This window comes from Treponema sp. Marseille-Q4523, assembly GCF_016901105.1.
Taxonomy (GTDB): domain Bacteria; phylum Spirochaetota; class Spirochaetia; order Treponematales; family Treponemataceae; genus Treponema_D.
This window is the reverse complement of sequence record NZ_JAFEVM010000006.1, coordinates 15847-31791: the sequence shown is the minus strand read 5'-3', so window position 1 is coordinate 31791 and position 15945 is coordinate 15847. Positions and strand designations below refer to the sequence as shown.

Below are 15945 nucleotides of genomic sequence, written 5' to 3'. Positions count from 1 at the left end.
TCTCCTAGCCTTTCACTGCACTCAAGCCGTCTTTGACCGATATGTGCGCTTCCCACATCTTCGCATACAAACCTCCGCGCAAAAGGAGTTCGCGGTGCGTCCCTTCATCGTCGAGCGTTCCGTCTTTGATAACGAAGATTTTGTCCGAGTCTTTGATCGTCGAAAGGCGGTGTGCGATGACAAGCAGCGTTTTCCCTTTTACGAGCTTTGCGACCGACGACTGGATGACCGCTTCGTTTTCGGGGTCGGTATACGACGTCGCTTCGTCGAGGATGACGACGGGCGCGTCTTTGAGCATGGCGCGCGCGATCGCGATGCGCTGCCGCTCGCCGCCTGAAAGGTGTCCGCCTGCGTCTCCGACGATCGTATCGTAGCCGTGTTCGAGGCTTTCGATGAATTCGTGGCAACCGCTTTTTTTCGCAGCTTCTTCGACTTCTTTATCGCTCGCGCCTTCTTTTCCGATGCGGATATTTTCGCGCACGCTTTCATTGAAAAGATAATTATCCTGCGACACGAAAGCGATGCGTCTGTTGTACGCTTCGAGCGGGATCTTTCGGATATCGACGCCGCCTAAAGTGATGACACCCTCGCCTGCGTCCCACAAAGACGCGATGAGCTTTGCGATCGTCGATTTGCCGCTTCCCGAAGGCCCCACCAAAGCGCACACCGAACCGTCGGGGATTTCAAGAGTTATGCCGTGCAGCACTTCTTTTTCGCGGTATGCGAAGCGCACGCCGTCGAGGCGGATCGCATTCCCCTCAGGTTCTTCGATCATTTTGTCGGGACGCGAAAGTTCTTTTCGTTCAAGGATATCCGAAACTTCACCGATAACGACGCTCACTTTTGCCATATCGTCCGTATACGACATTGCAGTGATGAGCGGAGATATCAATCCGACGCTCAAAATGATTATTTGAATAAAATCGGTCGCGGCAAGTGATCCGTTCTTAACAAAAAATCCGCCTGCGGGCAGAACAAACAAAAGCGTCGCGGGCGTGATCACCATCGTAAGCGTAAAAAATATATTGGCTCTCCTCATCCAGTCGATAAAACAGGAGGCGCCTTCTTTCGCCGCAACGACAAAGCGGTCATACGAACTTTTCACTTTGCCGAACACTTTGATAACTTCAATGCCGTTGATGTATTCGACCGCGGTATCGTTGAGTGCTTTCGTCTTATCGATGACTCGCTTCCACGACGCTTCATAGCCTATCCACATGCATGAGCCGAAGATAATACCGATCGGAAGCGAGATGAGCGATATGAGAGCCATGCGCCAATCGATAAAAAAGAGATAGATGAGTACGCAAAAGGGTCCGAAGAGGTTTCCCGTAAACTCTGGCACGACATGCGCGAGCGTCGTTTCGATGCTGTCGATTCTTTCGACGAGCGTATTTTTAAGAGCGCCCGACGGAATATCGAGCACGTTGCCGAGCGGCAATCGAGCAAGTTTATCGCAGCATCTCTTTCTGATTTCGGCGAGCACGCGGAATGTCGCTTTGTGCGAAAGAGAAGTCGACACGGCATGCAGGACGACGCGAAGTGCCCAAAACAACATTATTAAAATAAGATCCGCGGCAAAAGCGCCGAAAATGCGTGTACCCGCCAAAAGCTTTTTTATGATATCGGCGATAAAAAAATACGGCGCGATGCCGCATAAAACGCCGAGAGCTGCCGTAAGCACGCTCAACGCATAGTACATTTTCCGATCTTCCGCAAATTCCGCGATCCAAGAAACTGCGGAACGTTTTTTCTTTTCCATCAGTTACACCCTTCCTCCGCATATCGGTCTTGCGCCGGTACGCGCTCGGCAACGCCGCTTTAATTAGCTTAGGCTAACTTAAAAAATTGTAGCGTATCTCGGCAAAATCCGCAAGTGGAAAAGTCAAAGTAAACGCTCCGGAGCGCCATAACAATATTCCGCTTGTTAATTTTTATTATATACCTTATACTAATGTTATGAGAGAGCGTATAACACATCCGTCCGCGGCATACCGTATATGCACGGTCGTCCGCATGCAAAAACAGTGCTACAGGGTACTTGACACGATGCGCAGGATCGGTAAAATTCTCCGCTTCTCCGCTTCTCCGCTTCTCCGCTTCTCCGCTTCTCCGCTTCTCCGCTAAGGGCGAACTGTGCCCAAATAATACAATCACACACAATTTTATTCGCACAATCAAATGCCTCAGGCGAAATGTACACGTACGTGTTCCGTTTGAGATATTTTTTTATATAATCACACATTACACATTAAAAGAAACATATTGTAAGGAGGTTTTCAAGATGAAAACAAGTTCAAAACACAAGGCACTCGCCTTTTTGGGAGCAGCTTTTGTGCTGTTCATCGCAATTATGTTCACCGCCTGCCCGAATAACGCGGGAGGAGGCGGAACGCCGCCCACACCGCCCGATGTAGGTTCTTTTGAAGATGCAGGGGATTTTGTAAAAATAATACCGCCTACAAGAGGCATCGTCGGCCTTGACCCTGACTACACCTTACCCGGAAATGAAGCCAAGTGGAAAGGCGTATTTATTAAAGATCGCACGGTAAAATTAAGCACCTACATGCTGGGCAAGACGGAGGTAACCTATAAACTGTGGAAAGAAGTGTACGATTGGGCGGTACAACCTGGACATGGTTACAAATTTGAAAATCCAGGGCAAAAAGGCAAAGACGGAACAGGAAGCGAATATGAGCCTGTAACAACTATAAGCTGGCGGGACTGCATGGTATGGTGTAATGCGTATACGGAAAAAGAAAAAGGAATAGAGCAATGCGTATACCGAAGAAATGATGATGCGGTATTAAAAGACGCAACGGCAGAAGATGATTGCAAATATGCCGAGCCCCGTATGGATAAAAAAGGCTTTAGGCTTCCTACCGCTGCCGAAGGGGAATATGCAGCCCGCTGGCAGGGAAGCGACAGCACAAATGCGGCACAATACGGAGATGTATGGCTTACCAAAGTGAACAGTGCAAGCGGAGCAAAAGACAAATGGAACACAGCTGAGACGGGTGAAGTTGCATGGTATAATGGTAATTCAGATAGCAAAACCCATCCTGTAGGAGAAAAACGGAAGAATGCTCTTGGCTTACATGACATGAGCGGGAATGTTCAGGAGTGGTGCTGGGACTGGTATAAGGAGAGCCCTACAGACGAAGATTATGTGCAGGACGGTATTGTTATCGATCCGAACGGTCCCGATGAGGGTACTAGCCGTGTCTTGCGCGGCGGCAGCTGGTTCCACTCCGCGGGCTACTGCTCTGTAGGTCTACGGGACAGCAGCAGTCCTAACTACAGGAGCACCGATCTTGGCTTCCGCTTGGCTTGTCGTCCGTAATTCGGTAATTAACGGGGCTGTCGAAAAACTAACCGACTTTTGAGACAACCCCATTCCCAATCACCCGTTACAGATTAAACCGACCGCTCTTAAAGCCCGAGATAACTTAGGCTTAGGGGCGGTCGTTTTGTGCGCGGACGCTCGCTTGTTAATTTTTATTATATACTTTATACTGAAGCCATGAGAGAGCATATAACACATCTTTCCGCCGTATTCCGACCGCCCGCACATAAGGGGCACACACTACGCTCAATACGCACAGAACAGGATCCGTCTTCGTGCGTTTTTCATTTTACAAATTATCGATTGAAAAGAGGAGGAGTCTATGACAAAGTTTAAAACTCACAATATAAAGACATATACCTTTAAGGGGGGGGGGGGGCGGCGCTCATCACGGCTGCACTTATTGCAACGACACTGCTGTTTACCGCCTGCACGGACAGCTCGGACGCAAGCGGCGGAACGCCTTCAACGCCTTCAACGCCAGCGTATGCAGCCGATTTTGTAAAAATAATTCCTCCGACAACCGGCACCGAAGGCATTGCTCCCGATCCCGGCTCCTTACCCGGAAATGAAGATAAGTGGAAAGGCGTATTTATTGCGGGACGAAAGGTAAAATTAAGCCCCTATGTGCTCGGTAAAACGGAGGTAACGTATAAACTTTGGAAAGACGTCTACGATTGGGCGGTAAAACCCGAAAATGGCTATACCTTTAAAAATGCGGGGAAAAAAGGCAGTCTCGGAACCGGAAACGAAGATGAACCCGTAACAACTATAAGCTGGCAGGATTGTATTGTGTGGTGTAATGCGTATACCGAAATGAAGATGGGTGAAAGTGAATGCGTATATCGCAAAAGCAAAACCGATACTGCGGTATTAAAAAACTCAACGGCAGAAGCTGATTGCGATGCCGCCTATGCCGATATGAGTAAAAAAGGCTTTAGGCTTCCTACCGAAGCCGAATGGGAATATGCCGCCCGCTGGCAGGGAAGCGATAACACAAATGCGGTACGATACGGCGATGTATGGCTTACCGAACTGAACAGTGCAAGCGGAGCAAAAGACAAGTGGGACACGGCTGAGACAGGAGAGGTTGCGTGGTATAATGATAATTCAGAAGGCAAAACCCATCCTGTAGGAGAAAAAAGGGCGAATGCACTTGGTTTATATGATATGTCGGGAAATGTTTTGGAATGGTGTTTTGATTGGTATGATAAAAACCCTGCATTAAACGATAACGCTTATAAGAGTGAAGATATCGTTACCGATCCTCAAGGTCCCGCATCGCCCGAGCCGCAGAACAAACGCCGTATTGTACGCGGCGGCCGTTGGATAGATAGTGCAAGGGCCTGCACTGTAGGCATACGGAACAGCGGCATCTCTAAAAACAAAAGCATCTATCTCGGCTTCCGCTTGGCGTGGCGCCCGTAATTCGGTACGCGCTAAGCCATTCCCGCGCCGCACCGAAAACGGTATACTCGTTATATGACGATAGCACTTATCTACGGCGGAAAAAGCGGCGAACACGAAGTATCGCTCATGTCGGGCGCGGCGGTCGCGCGGCACATCGATAAAAAGCATAAAATCATTCTTATCGGCATCACAAAAGACGGACGATGGTTTTTACAGGACGATGCCGAACTCGGCCGCGTAAGAGCGGACGCAAAGGCGGCGCTTAGGGTAACGGAAAAAGAGGGCGCTGAAATAAGGGTCGCACCCGGAATGAAAAATGCGGCCTTTTCGGCGGGCGGCAGAATGCTCGATATCGACGTCGCGTTCGCAGTCCTTCACGGCACGAACGGCGAAGACGGCACCATTCAGGGGCTCTTCGAAACGGCGGACATCCCCTATGTCGGCTGCTCCGTCACGGCAAGCGCGCTCACGATGGATAAAGAAAAAACAAAGGTCGTCCTTCAGGCGGCGGGCATTCCCGTCGTCCCCTACGTTACGATTCGGAGAGCGGATGTACTCGATTCGCGCGCGTACGATGCTCTCGTAGAAAAAGCCGTCAGTACACTCGGCTTTCCGCTTTTTGTAAAGCCCTGCGCGGCGGGCTCTTCGAACGGAGCGGCGAAAGCGGAAAACGCAAAAGCGCTTTCGCTCGCACTTGCGGACGCTTTTTTGTGGGACGATAAAGTGCTCATCGAAAAGGCGATAAACGCCCGCGAACTCGAATGCGCCGTCACCGGAAATACGACGGCGGCGGAAGGCGTGCGCGAAAGCGTTAGCGTATACGGACCGGGTGAAATCGTTTTGACGCACGAGTTTTACGATTACAACGCAAAATACAAAGACAGCGACGGCGTTCGCATACCGGCGGACATAAGCGAAAGCCTCCGCGAAAAAATCAGAAACATCGCACTGAACGCATACAAGATCGTCGACGCATCGGGTTTGAGCCGTATCGATTTTTTTCTCGACAAAGACTCGGGCGAAATCTATCTCAACGAAATCAATTCGATGCCGGGCTTTACGGCTATCAGCATGTTTCCGAAAGCCTGCGAAAGCGAAGGCTTGAGTTTTACCTGCCTCACCGAATTGCTCATCGAAGAAGCGATCCTCCGCCGGAAAGAGCGAAGCGTTTTAAAAACATCGCGCTGAGTGCCGTATTTTTGCCGCGCAAAATCCCGACACACGAACGGACTTCGGACGAAACTTTTTTGCCATCCCGCCCTTCGCGGCTCGCTCACGCTCGGCGTCCTCGCTTTGCTGCGGTCGCTGCTTCGCACCGCTTCGCGCGGGCGTAGGCTGCATCTTCATGCAATAACCTTATGCGCAAAGTTCCGCACGGATCCGCTCGAGGATGTCGAGAGTCTGCAATCCGTCTTCGAGCGTCGATTTGAGAGGAGCGATCCCATCGAGGAAATCGACGCAGCTTTTCACCATATTCGAAAAGCTGCGTGTCTTTTTCGGCGCGGAAACTTTTTTATCTTCGGCAAGCGAATAAAACCCCGTGTACAGCTTCGCCTTTTCGCGGCGGTAAAATTTCGCATAGCCGTTTCCGATCGCGACGGCCCCTTCGGTTCCGAGTATGTCGACGCCGAATGAAAAAAAACGCGAGCGCCCGCTCATCGTAAGCGTGACGTCGGGACAGACATCAGATGCGAAGTGCGCGGAGAGATTTTGCACGATCGAAGGATCGCTTTCATCACGGTATATGCCCGTAATCGACATATTGTACAGTATGCTCCGCCTCTTTTCCGTATCCGCGACGTCCGACAGCAAATACTGCACGATATCGACGAGGTGCGTGCCGTCGTGAAAGAGACTGTATTCGCCGGAGGCTTCGTATTTTTTTCCGTAGACGCGAAGACCGGAGCAGAGTTCGGCACGCACGCGCTGGAGAGCGCCGATTTTTTTTATGTAGGATTTTGCCGCCGCGTAGTCGTCGGCAAAGCGCCGCTCGTGATTTACGAGTACGGGCACGCCGTATTTTTTCGCTTCGTCTGCGATCGCAAGTCCGTCTTTCATGGAGAGCGCGACGGGCTTTTCCAAAATTATTAATTTCGGCTTAGTCCGTATCGCTTCGAGCGCTACTTCCAAATGCGCGCTTTCGTTGACCGCAACGACGACGATATCGGGACTGCATGCGGCAAAGAGATAGCTTGTCGTATGATAAGAGGCCGCCCCCTTGCAGTACCGTTTCCACGCCGCAAGTTTTTCGGCATCGGTATCGCAGCCCGCGATAATGCGTATGCGGGGATTTTTGAGGAGAGCTGCCGTATGGCTTGCCGGCTGCTCGCGTTTTTTATCGAAACCGAGCGTAAAACCGATCCTTCCCGTACCGATTATAGCCGCAGTATATTTTTTTTTACTGCGCATCTTTGCACCCCGTAAGAGAAGCTTCGACTTCATCGATTATGTAATCGGGCGTACTCGCTCCGGCTGTAATGCCGACCCTTTTCATTTTAAAATAATCGCTCGGGATCTCATCCGCCGTTTCGATCAAATCGGCGCGGCACGATCGTGCTCTTGCGGCAAGCAAAAGCCGCTTCGTATTCGCGCTGTTTTTTCCGCCGACGACGAGTACGCCGTCCACGTTCGGACAGAGCTTTAAAAGCGCATCCTGCCTCGCTTTCGTCGCAGGGCAAATAGTATTTATGACGGTGAGCGAGGGACACTTTCGTTTTAACAATTCCGCAATTTTTTCGAATTCCGTTTTGCTGAACGTCGTCTGAGAAAGGAGCACCGCTTTTTCATTTTCCGAAAGCGGGAGAATCTCGGCTTCTTCCGCGCTTTGCACGAGCACGAAACGCTCTTTCGCATAGCCCGCAATGCCTGCCACTTCGCCGTGTTTTTCATCGCCCGCAAACACTACCGTGCAGCCTTTTTGCGCGGAAGAGGCGGCAAGTTTTTGGCTTTCGGTAACGCGGGTACAGGTCGCATCGACGACCGTACAGTTCCGCCTTTGAAGCGTTTCGATCGTTTCAGGCGGCACGCCGTGCGCGCGGATGATGACGACGCTGCCGCATTCGGCTTTTTCGGCATCGTTTTCGCCGAGCACCGAAAGCCCCTGCTTTTCAAGCGCTTCGAGGGCGAGACGATTGTGGATGAGCGGACCGAGCGTATATACTTTTTTTCCGGGATTGTCCGAAAGCGCCTTTTGCGCCGCATCGAGGGCATGGCGCACGCCGAAACAGCAGCCGAGGACATCGGAGCGGATGACAGTCATAGAGGCAGTATAACTCGAACGGCGAATTTAGTACACCGCACGCACAAAAACAAATGACGCGATAAGGAAATTTCGACTGCAGGTTTTTAGCGTCGCGCGAGATACACAGTATAAATAACCGTCTCACGCATCCAATCGTCATAAAAAAAATACCGCGCATTCCCGCGCGGTATTTTTCAAAACTGTATCAATAAAATGCGCTTACACGCTTACTCCGACGTCGAACACGCCTTTTTGGAGCTTCAGCGAATGGTGGATGCCGTACTCAGGCTTCCAATTTTTTCGCGTCGCGGCGATAAATCCGCTCGAAATGAATATGGACGAATAACAGCCGCTGACAAGTCCTACGAGAAGTGCGAGCGCGAAGTTTTTGATATCGCCCTGCGTAAACACGTAGAGGGATGCCGCAGCAAACATCGTCGTCACCGTCGTGATGATCGAACGGCTCAGCGTATCGGTGAGCGCCTGATCGATAATGTCGGTAAATTTTTTCGTGTCCCGCATGATCGGCAAAAGCGCGCGTTCGCGGTCGAGGATAACGATCGTCGCGTTGATCGAATAACCGACAATCGTCAAAACAGCCGCTACCGTCATCGTCGAAAATTCCATCTGCGACCACACGATAAACGTCATCATGATAAGCGAATCGTGGAGAAGCGCAAGCACCGAGCCGAGCGCAAAATCCCAGTGAAAGCGGATCGTCGCATACAGCCATATAAGCGCAACGGCAAAGGCAAGCACGATGATCGACTGCACTGCGATCGCGCGCGAAAAATTCGAACCGATAAAATCGGTACGGACGACGACTACGTTGTCATTTCCGAATTTGTTTTTCAGATTCGTCAAAACCGTATTTTGCAGATCGGCGCTCGATTTTCCGTCGCCCTTATCGGCCATGCGGATTTGAAAACTCGCCGCTTCTCCCGCACCGAGCTGCTGAATCGAAATGCCTTCGACCGACGAAAGCGCTTCGCGCACTTGCGAAACGGCGACATCGATTTTTCCGGCGGAATACAAACGGTACGGAGTCGACGAAAGCTTGTTCGACGCGTTCGTATCGACGAACAAATCCGCCGTCGAAGAAGATGCGTTCGAATTGACTTGCGCGCGGATCCCGTCGATCGCATTGAGACTCGACGCGAGATCGGAAACCGTTCGGTTCGCGGCAAACGAAAGTGTTTCGGTTTTGTTTTCCGAACCCGTTCCGCTTATGACGACGTCGATCCCTTCGCCGCTCATGTCGAGACTGACGTTCGAAGCCCCGGAATAGCTCACGTCCAAGACGGCGGGCGCGATGCGCACTTCTTCGAGCAAACCGGGACGATAGTCGAGACCGAAATTGATGCCGCGTATAAAAAATCCCGCGATGCCCGAAACGATTATCGCCGCGCTGATGACCGCGCACGGAAGGAAACCTTTGCTGAAATGTATCGTCTTTCGCGTCATTATTTTACCCTCCAGCTGATGCTCACGGTATTTTTGCGGCACACGTCGGTATTGAAATCGAACATGAGATGCGACACGAACAAGGCTGTAAACACCGAAGAGACGACACCGATCGCCAAGCTGACCGCAAAGCCCTGGATCGCGCCGCTGCCGAGCTGAGACAGGAACATCGCCGCGATAAAGGTCGTAATATTCGAGTCCATGATCGCCCAAAACGCATTGCGGAATCCTGCAGCGATCGCAGCCGTACGTCCTTTGCCGTCGGAAAGCTCTTCTTTGATACGTTCGAAAATGATAACGTTCGCATCGACGGCCATACCGATCGTCAAAATCATACCGGCGATGCTCGAAAGCGTAATCGTCATATTGAACGCCGAGAGCACCGAAAACATGATGTAGAGGTTGAGGATCTGCGCGACGCACGCGTTGACGCCCGCACCTTTATAGTAGACGAGCATAAAAAACATGATCGCGCCGAGACCGACCAACACTGCGATGATGCCCATCCGCTTCGCCTTCTGTCCGAGAGAGGCGCCGATGACTTGCTGGCTTTCGACCGAAAGCGGCACGGAAAGCCAGGCCGTCTGCAGCACTTTTTGCAGCGTCTGAGCTTCTTCGAGATTGAAACCCGTTATCGCAACGCGGCCGCCGGTGATCGCGTCGTTGATCGTCGCCGCCGAGCGGATCCTGTTGTCGTTTACGATGGCGAGCCGCTCGCCGACGTGAGCCGATGTAAACTCGCCGAAAATCACGGCACCGTCGCCGTCAAGTACGAAATCGACTTCGGGGCGGTTCGTCAAATTGCTCGAACCGACTTCCGCAGATTTGATATGCCTGCCGTCGAGCGCGATTTCTTTTTTTACGGCAAGCCAGCCGATCCGGTCTTCAAGACCGTAGTCGTCGTTTTGATAAAGACCGAGCACTTCACAGTCGGCGGGAATGACGGAAGCGTCAAGCAGCGTACCGTCCGAAGCGAAGACGTTTCCGGGATTTTGCAGATAATAATTATTAAACGCCTGAGTTGCCGCATCGTCGACGAGACGGAAATTCAAAATGCCCTTTCCCATGATGATCGTATTGACGGCATCCGCTTCCGCAGCTCCCGGGATTTCGATATAGATGCGGTCTTCACCCTGCTGACGGATCACCGGAGACGTGAGGCCGAAGCGGTCGATCCTGCTCGAAAGCGAGTCGATCGCCTGCTGCATCGCGTTTGCTTTGAGCGTCGCGCTCGATTCGGCCGTATCGGCTCCTTCCTGATTTTTTACGGCGGCATCCAGATCGGCTTTGACGATGATGTTCATACCGCCTGACAGATCGAGTCCGAGCTTTACCGAATTTTGATATTGTTTTTTCGCTTTTAAAATGGCGTCGCGGTAACGGGCCTGCACCGCTTCGCGGAATTCCTGCTCGCTTGAAAATGCGTTGAGCACCGCGCTTTTCGTCAAAGGCGACGGCACTTTCGCACCCATATTTTTATAGTTCCGCGCGACGATCTTTTTTATCCAGCCGTAGGATTCGTCGAGCTGAGCGTTCGAATCTTTTCGCGCCGCATCCGTAAACGCCTTTACGTCGTCGGACGCTTTTACGGTCGCGTAATCTTTAATGCTCTGCAGCGAACCGAGTGCGAGCGCTTTCATCTCTTTCGGCGTGCCGTAGTACCAGCTGATCGACGGCCACAAAAAAGCGAAACAAACGGCAAGCACCGCAAGCAGGATTACAAAACGAGTACGTTTATTCATGCTGACAGCTCCGTTTTATTTCTTTTCCTCTGAAGGTTTTTCCGCATCGGCGTCGGAAGATTTTTTCGCGTCTTTTGCAGGAGCTTCGGGATTTTCGATTGCAGCGACAGCGCTCCGCGTAAATTTGATCTTTGTCGCATCGTCCACTTTTACGATGACGTTTTTTTCGTCAACCGAAGAAACGACGCCGTGAATGCCGCCTATCGTAACGACTTTATCGCCTTTTTTCAGCGCGTCGAGCATTTTTTGCGTTTCTTTTTGTTTTTTGCTCTGCGGGCGGATAAGGAAAAAATAGAAAATAACGACGAGCAGCACCATCATCACGATCGATGACATAAAACCGCCGGTTGTCGACGCACCGCCGGCCGCTCCGCCTTCGGCTGCGCCCATTAAAAAAGGAATAAAAGACATTGTATAGCCCCTTCATTTTATTAAAATTTGACAAAAATGCCAGTTTTATGAGCATATCACGAGAGAAGTCGGCGCGTCAAGAGCGATGCCGGAGATGCGAAAATCGACGATACATCCGCTCGCGCGATAATTTTACCGTTGTAAAAAAACGGAAAGATTTAAATTGCACGTCTGAAATAGCGCCGTTCAGTTTAAACCTTCCTTTGCCCCTGCAAAAATCAGTCCGTCGGGCGGCGATGCGACGCTTCGGACGGATTTTTTTTCGCAAATAAATACTGTGCGATTTACTGCAATATCATGCGGTCGCTCGTAAGCGCCGTCTTCTTTATGGAGCGGAAGCGCTGTACGATATCGTTCATCGTCAAATTCTTTTTTTCGTCTCCGGCTATGTCGAAAATAATTTCGCCTTTGTCCATCATGATAAGACGATTGCCGTAGTCGAGCGCGTGCTGCATATTGTGCGTCACCATCATCACGGTGAGATCATAGGATTCCGCAAAGCGCTTTGTCAAATTCATAACGAGGGCGGCGTTCGAAGGATCGAGGGCGGCAGTATGTTCGTCGAGCAAAAGAAGAGCCGGACGCGACATGACCGCCATGAGCAGCGTCAACGCTTGACGCTGTCCGCCTGAAAACTGTTCGACATTGTCGGAGAGACGCTCTTCAAGTCCCATGTTCAGCTGTTTGAGTTCGCTTCGGAAATATGAGCGCGTGCGGGCATTCAAGCCGATCTTCAAACCTTTCCAGCCTTTTTTGCTGCATATCATCATATTGTCTTCAAGCGACATTTTCCCCGCAGTGCCGAGCAGAGGATTTTGAAAGATGCGCCCTATGTACAGTGCCCGTTTGTATTCTTCGTCTTTCGTGATATCGCGTATGGAGCCGTTCATCGAAAGCGAAATCGTTCCGGCAGTCGGAGAAAGCGTACCGGCGATGACATTGTACAGCGTCGACTTTCCCGCTCCGTTCGATCCGATCACCGTGATAAAGTCGCCCTTATTGATCGTCAAATCAATATTTTTCAACGCCGCGTTTTCGTCTGCTGTGCCGGGATTGAACGTTATCGCGATATTTTTCAATTCAATCATGCTTCGCCTCCCGCTTTCGCCGGCCGTAAAAGATGCGATTTAAAATTCGCTTTACCTTTCAAATTGGATATGACGAGGCACAGGATGATAAGCAAACCGGTAACGAGTTTCAGATCGTTGCTCGTCAAGCCGATTCGGTAGCCGTAGCTTCTGCCTGCGAACATGAGTGCGCGGTATAAAATCGATCCGAGCAAAACGCGGAGCGTCTGCATGGAAATCTTATTCGAACGGATGATAAACTCTCCGAGCATGAGGGAGGCAAGCCCTCCGACAATGACGCCCGTACCGCTTCCCACATCCGCAAAGCCGTTGTACATTGCGGCAAAGGCACCCGAAAGGGCTGCAAGTCCGTCGCCGAAAGACACGCCGATGCCGCGGAGTATTTTCGGATCGACGCCCTGCGAAACGACCATCTGTTCGTTCGCTCCGAGCGCGCCCATCGTCAAGCCCATGTCGGTGTGAAAAAAGAGATCGAGGAGTCCTTTTAAGACGGCGACGAAAATTATTAAAAACAAAAGGATGCCCGCTTCAGGAGGAAGTGTGGGAAAGACGCGCTCCGTCCAAGCGGCGCTCTTTGAAAAAATCGTTTCGATGCGCAAAAACGATATGTTCGCACGGTTCGACATGATACGGAGATTGATCGAATAAAGCATCGTCATGACGAGGATGCCGGCGAGCAGATCGGGTATGCGAAAGCGCGTATAGATGAGCGTCGTGACGAGTCCTGCAAAAGCGCCGCCGAAAAATGCGAGCGAAAGCGCAAAGACGGGCGGGAAGCCGTGCAGCAAACACGCGGCAAGGATGCAGCCGCCGAGCGGAAAGGCTCCGTCGACCGTCATATCGCAAAAATTGATAACTCGGAAAGACACGAAGACACCGAGCACCATAATGCCGTATATCAAGCCTTCGATTAAAACACTGTAAATCATGCAGACTCCCCATAATCTTCTTGTAACTATTGATAGTAATATTTTTTTTCATTTATGTGAATAGGCGACAAATCCGAAACGGCAAGCACAAATGTGTATCCGTTTTAATACAATCGCCGCCGTTTGCCAAAAGTTTTTACAGGGGTTTTTATGAAAACAAAACACATCGTGTATTCTGCAGTGCTTGCATCTCTCGTATTCGCAGCATGTCAAACCGCATCTCAAAAGGGAGCGGCATCTTACAAAATGACGACGGTCTCCGAAAAAAACGCCGCCTTCGAAGCGGAAATCGCCTATCCGCAGTTCGCGGGCTTCGACGATCTCAATTCTCTTATCAAATCGCGCACGCTCGGCGCGTACGACGATTTCAAATCCTCCGCGCAAAAGACACGGCGCGAAATCGAAAGCGCAAAGAACGCTTCTGCCGAAAAAATTCCGCCGTTCGAATACAAAGCCGTGTGCGATTCGATCATCGTAAGCGACAACTATATTTCGATGCTCTTTACGGCGTACCGCTATGAAGGAGGCGCGCACGGAGAAACGCTGCTCGACTCGATCACCTACGACAAAGCGCTGAAAAAAGAAGTGTCGATCACGGAAGCGTCCGGCTTATCGGTCAAAGATATCGCAACGCAGTGCAAAGATTATTTTATGAAGCGCTTAAACTACGGAGGAAACGGAGCGGAAGCGCAAAAAGCGCGCACGGACTGGATAGCCGAAGGCACCATACCGGAAGCCGGCAATTATCAGACGTTCACATACGACGGCAAAACGCTCACCGTTTATTTCGAACCCTACGCTGTCGCGCCGTATTCGGAAGGCGTACAAAAAGTTACGATTTCAGCTGTGAGATAAAATTGCCCGACGCAATTTTTTAATTAATAAATAATTTCGACCGCCGCGCACTGCGGCGGTTTTCTATATGACGCGCTTTCTTTTCCATTCGCCGCTTCGGAAGCGGTACACAAAGCACGATGAGCGCACGATCCAATCGAGTATCATCGCAAACCAAACTCCGAGCGCGCCGAACGAGGGGGGCCAGCAGAATCTCGACATAAGGCCGAAAATATCCGTCCGCTTGAGCACATAGCTCATACCGATACGCACTGCCCACATCGAAATCATCGAAACGATCATCGTAAATACGGCGTCTCCCGCAGCGCGGAGCGAGTTCGGAAACGTAAACGACACGGGCCAAATGAGCATGGCGCATACACCGTGCAAGAGCGTCATATACCACGCAAGGCGTGTCGTTTCGGTTGAAAGCGCATACAGGCTCAAGATCGAGCGCGAACACAAAAGGAACGGCACATTCAACACGGCCATCGAAACGAATGCGAGCGCGAGCAGTTTTTTCGTATAGTATTCGGCCTGCTCCGTTTTTCCCGCACCGATGCACTGGCCGACGACCGTGAGCATGGCAAGACTCATCGCCGAACCGGGTAGCGTTTCGAACGAAGCAAGCGTATTCGCCGCGGCGTTTGCTGCGATCGCCGTCGTACCGTACGTCGCGATGAGCGAAAGCACGAGTATCTTTCCGATTTGAAACATGCTGTTTTCAAGTCCGTTCGGCACTCCGATCGAGAGGATGCGTTTGACGATCCCTCCGTCGAATTCGAAACGGAATATGCCGCGTATCGAAACGGCAGGATGTCCGTTGTATTCACCGCCTTTGTACAAAAGTGCAAGCAAAACGACGGCCGCCGCCGTGCGCGACACGAGCGTCGGAAACGCCACTCCTTCGACACCGCATCGAAAGCCGTAGAGGAGGATCGCATTGCCGCCGATATTCAAAACATTGATCAAAAGCGAGATGAGCATCGACACGCGGGAATTACCCTGAGCGCGGAACAGCGCCGCACACGCGTTGTACAAACCGATCGAAGGGAGCGCAAAAATCGTAATAAAAAAATACGTGCGGGAAGCGCTCATAACGCCGTCGTCGATACTGCCGAACAAAAACGAAAGGAGCCGGCGGTTAAACCCGAGACAGAGCGCCAAAACGGTAAGAGAGGCGGCGACGATCGTATAAAGAAGCTGCTTTGCGGTTTTCGACGCCATATCGTGAGCGCCGTGCCCGATGTATTGTGAGGCAACGACGGCGCCTCCCGTACCGAGGGCTGCAAAGAGCTGGACGAGCAATACGTTCAGGGAATCGACGAGAGAGACGCCCGACACCGCTTCTTCGCCGAGTGTCGACACCATAACGATATCGGCCATACCGAGAAATATCGAAAGGAGCTGCTCGACGATGAGCGGCAAAATGAGACGCCGCAAATCCTTCGGCGAAAACAACAAACCCGTCTCAGGCATA

Annotated in this window: 13 protein-coding genes and 1 pseudogene; 5 read left to right on the top strand and 9 right to left on the bottom strand. The window is 51.4% G+C overall.

What is annotated here, in order from left to right; translation table 11 throughout:
• Window positions 1-4 precede the first annotated feature (4 nt).
• Window positions 5-1762: an ABC transporter ATP-binding protein gene (locus JSQ97_RS02985; RefSeq protein ID WP_205074688.1), complete on the bottom strand. Its 1758-nt coding sequence runs from the start codon at window positions 1760-1762 to the stop codon at window positions 5-7.
• A 197-nt stretch (window positions 1763-1959) separates the two neighbouring features.
• Between JSQ97_RS02985 and JSQ97_RS02980 the strand changes: the two genes are divergently transcribed.
• From JSQ97_RS02980 to JSQ97_RS02965, 4 genes and pseudogenes are all read left to right on the top strand, one after another.
• The gene (locus JSQ97_RS02980; RefSeq protein ID WP_205074687.1) at window positions 1960-2127 is read left to right on the top strand and encodes a hypothetical protein; all 168 of its coding nucleotides are present in this window, start codon (window positions 1960-1962) and stop codon (window positions 2125-2127) included.
• 157 nt (window positions 2128-2284) lie between these two features.
• Entirely contained in the window at window positions 2285-3343 is a 1059-nt protein-coding gene (locus JSQ97_RS02975; protein WP_205074686.1) for a formylglycine-generating enzyme family protein, read from the top strand.
• Window positions 3344-3668: 325 nt separating this feature from the next.
• Window positions 3669-4774: pseudogene (locus tag JSQ97_RS02970) on the top strand (formylglycine-generating enzyme family protein).
• A 54-nt stretch (window positions 4775-4828) separates the two neighbouring features.
• Window positions 4829-5944 carry a D-alanine--D-alanine ligase family protein gene (locus tag JSQ97_RS02965; protein WP_205074685.1) on the top strand — a complete coding sequence of 372 codons (1116 nt, stop codon included), beginning with the start codon at window positions 4829-4831 and terminating at the stop codon, window positions 5942-5944.
• A 168-nt stretch (window positions 5945-6112) separates the two neighbouring features.
• On the opposite strand, the gene JSQ97_RS02960 is transcribed toward JSQ97_RS02965, so the two are convergent.
• The 7 genes from JSQ97_RS02960 to JSQ97_RS02930 all read right to left on the bottom strand — a co-directional run bounded on the left by JSQ97_RS02960 (window position 6113) and on the right by JSQ97_RS02930 (window position 13631).
• Window positions 6113-7165: a Gfo/Idh/MocA family protein gene (locus JSQ97_RS02960; RefSeq protein ID WP_239446893.1), complete on the bottom strand. Its 1053-nt coding sequence runs from the start codon at window positions 7163-7165 to the stop codon at window positions 6113-6115.
• Entirely contained in the window at window positions 7155-8015 is an 861-nt protein-coding gene (gene ispH / locus JSQ97_RS02955) for a 4-hydroxy-3-methylbut-2-enyl diphosphate reductase (RefSeq protein WP_205074683.1), read from the bottom strand. Before ispH ends, JSQ97_RS02960 begins: the two co-directional genes overlap by 11 nt.
• Window positions 8016-8216: 201 nt before the next feature.
• Window positions 8217-9461, bottom strand: coding sequence for a protein translocase subunit SecF (secF, locus tag JSQ97_RS02950; protein WP_205074682.1), 1245 nt, complete (start codon window positions 9459-9461; stop codon window positions 8217-8219).
• Entirely contained in the window at window positions 9461-11203 is a 1743-nt protein-coding gene (gene secD / locus JSQ97_RS02945; RefSeq protein ID WP_205074681.1) for a protein translocase subunit SecD, read from the bottom strand. Before secD ends, secF begins: the two co-directional genes overlap by 1 nt.
• Window positions 11204-11218: 15 nt before the next feature.
• Window positions 11219-11614, bottom strand: a complete 396-nt coding sequence (yajC, locus tag JSQ97_RS02940; protein WP_205074680.1) for a preprotein translocase subunit YajC — start codon at window positions 11612-11614, stop codon at window positions 11219-11221.
• Window positions 11615-11898: 284 nt separating this feature from the next.
• Complete coding sequence (locus tag JSQ97_RS02935; protein WP_205074679.1) at window positions 11899-12702, bottom strand: ABC transporter ATP-binding protein; 804 nt, start codon at window positions 12700-12702, stop codon at window positions 11899-11901.
• Complete coding sequence (locus JSQ97_RS02930; protein ID WP_205074678.1) at window positions 12699-13631, bottom strand: ABC transporter permease; 933 nt, start codon at window positions 13629-13631, stop codon at window positions 12699-12701. The genes JSQ97_RS02935 and JSQ97_RS02930 overlap by 4 nt, the downstream gene beginning before the upstream one ends.
• Before the next feature lie 150 nt (window positions 13632-13781).
• Between JSQ97_RS02930 and JSQ97_RS02925 the strand changes: the two genes are divergently transcribed.
• A complete protein-coding gene (locus tag JSQ97_RS02925) occupies window positions 13782-14486 on the top strand; it encodes a DUF3298 and DUF4163 domain-containing protein (protein WP_205074677.1) in 705 nt (234 codons plus the stop codon).
• 63 nt (window positions 14487-14549) lie between these two features.
• Here the strand turns inward: JSQ97_RS02925 and JSQ97_RS02920 are convergent, their stop codons facing one another.
• On the bottom strand, window positions 14550-15944 hold the full coding sequence (locus JSQ97_RS02920; protein WP_205074676.1) for an MATE family efflux transporter: 1395 nt from the start codon (window positions 15942-15944) through the stop codon (window positions 14550-14552).
• Between the last annotated feature and the right edge of the window lies 1 nt (window position 15945).

Bases quoted from the DNA above. Each gene is read 5' to 3' on its own strand.
- JSQ97_RS02985 (WP_205074688.1), bottom strand. From the start codon at position 1,762: ATGGAAAAGAAAAAACGTTCCGCAGTTTCTTGGATCGCGGAATTTGCG.
- JSQ97_RS02980 (WP_205074687.1), top strand. From the start codon at position 1,960: ATGAGAGAGCGTATAACACATCCGTCCGCGGCATACCGTATATGCACG.
- JSQ97_RS02975 (WP_205074686.1), top strand. From the start codon at position 2,285: ATGAAAACAAGTTCAAAACACAAGGCACTCGCCTTTTTGGGAGCAGCT.
- JSQ97_RS02965 (WP_205074685.1), top strand. From the start codon at position 4,829: ATGACGATAGCACTTATCTACGGCGGAAAAAGCGGCGAACACGAAGTA.
- JSQ97_RS02960 (WP_239446893.1), bottom strand. From the start codon at position 7,165: ATGCGCAGTAAAAAAAAATATACTGCGGCTATAATCGGTACGGGAAGG.
- ispH (WP_205074683.1), bottom strand. From the start codon at position 8,015: ATGACTGTCATCCGCTCCGATGTCCTCGGCTGCTGTTTCGGCGTGCGC.
- secF (WP_205074682.1), bottom strand. From the start codon at position 9,461: ATGACGCGAAAGACGATACATTTCAGCAAAGGTTTCCTTCCGTGCGCG.
- secD (WP_205074681.1), bottom strand. From the start codon at position 11,203: ATGAATAAACGTACTCGTTTTGTAATCCTGCTTGCGGTGCTTGCCGTT.
- yajC (WP_205074680.1), bottom strand. From the start codon at position 11,614: ATGTCTTTTATTCCTTTTTTAATGGGCGCAGCCGAAGGCGGAGCGGCC.
- JSQ97_RS02935 (WP_205074679.1), bottom strand. From the start codon at position 12,702: ATGATTGAATTGAAAAATATCGCGATAACGTTCAATCCCGGCACAGCA.
- JSQ97_RS02930 (WP_205074678.1), bottom strand. From the start codon at position 13,631: ATGATTTACAGTGTTTTAATCGAAGGCTTGATATACGGCATTATGGTG.
- JSQ97_RS02925 (WP_205074677.1), top strand. From the start codon at position 13,782: ATGAAAACAAAACACATCGTGTATTCTGCAGTGCTTGCATCTCTCGTA.
- JSQ97_RS02920 (WP_205074676.1), bottom strand. From the start codon at position 15,944: ATGCCTGAGACGGGTTTGTTGTTTTCGCCGAAGGATTTGCGGCGTCTC.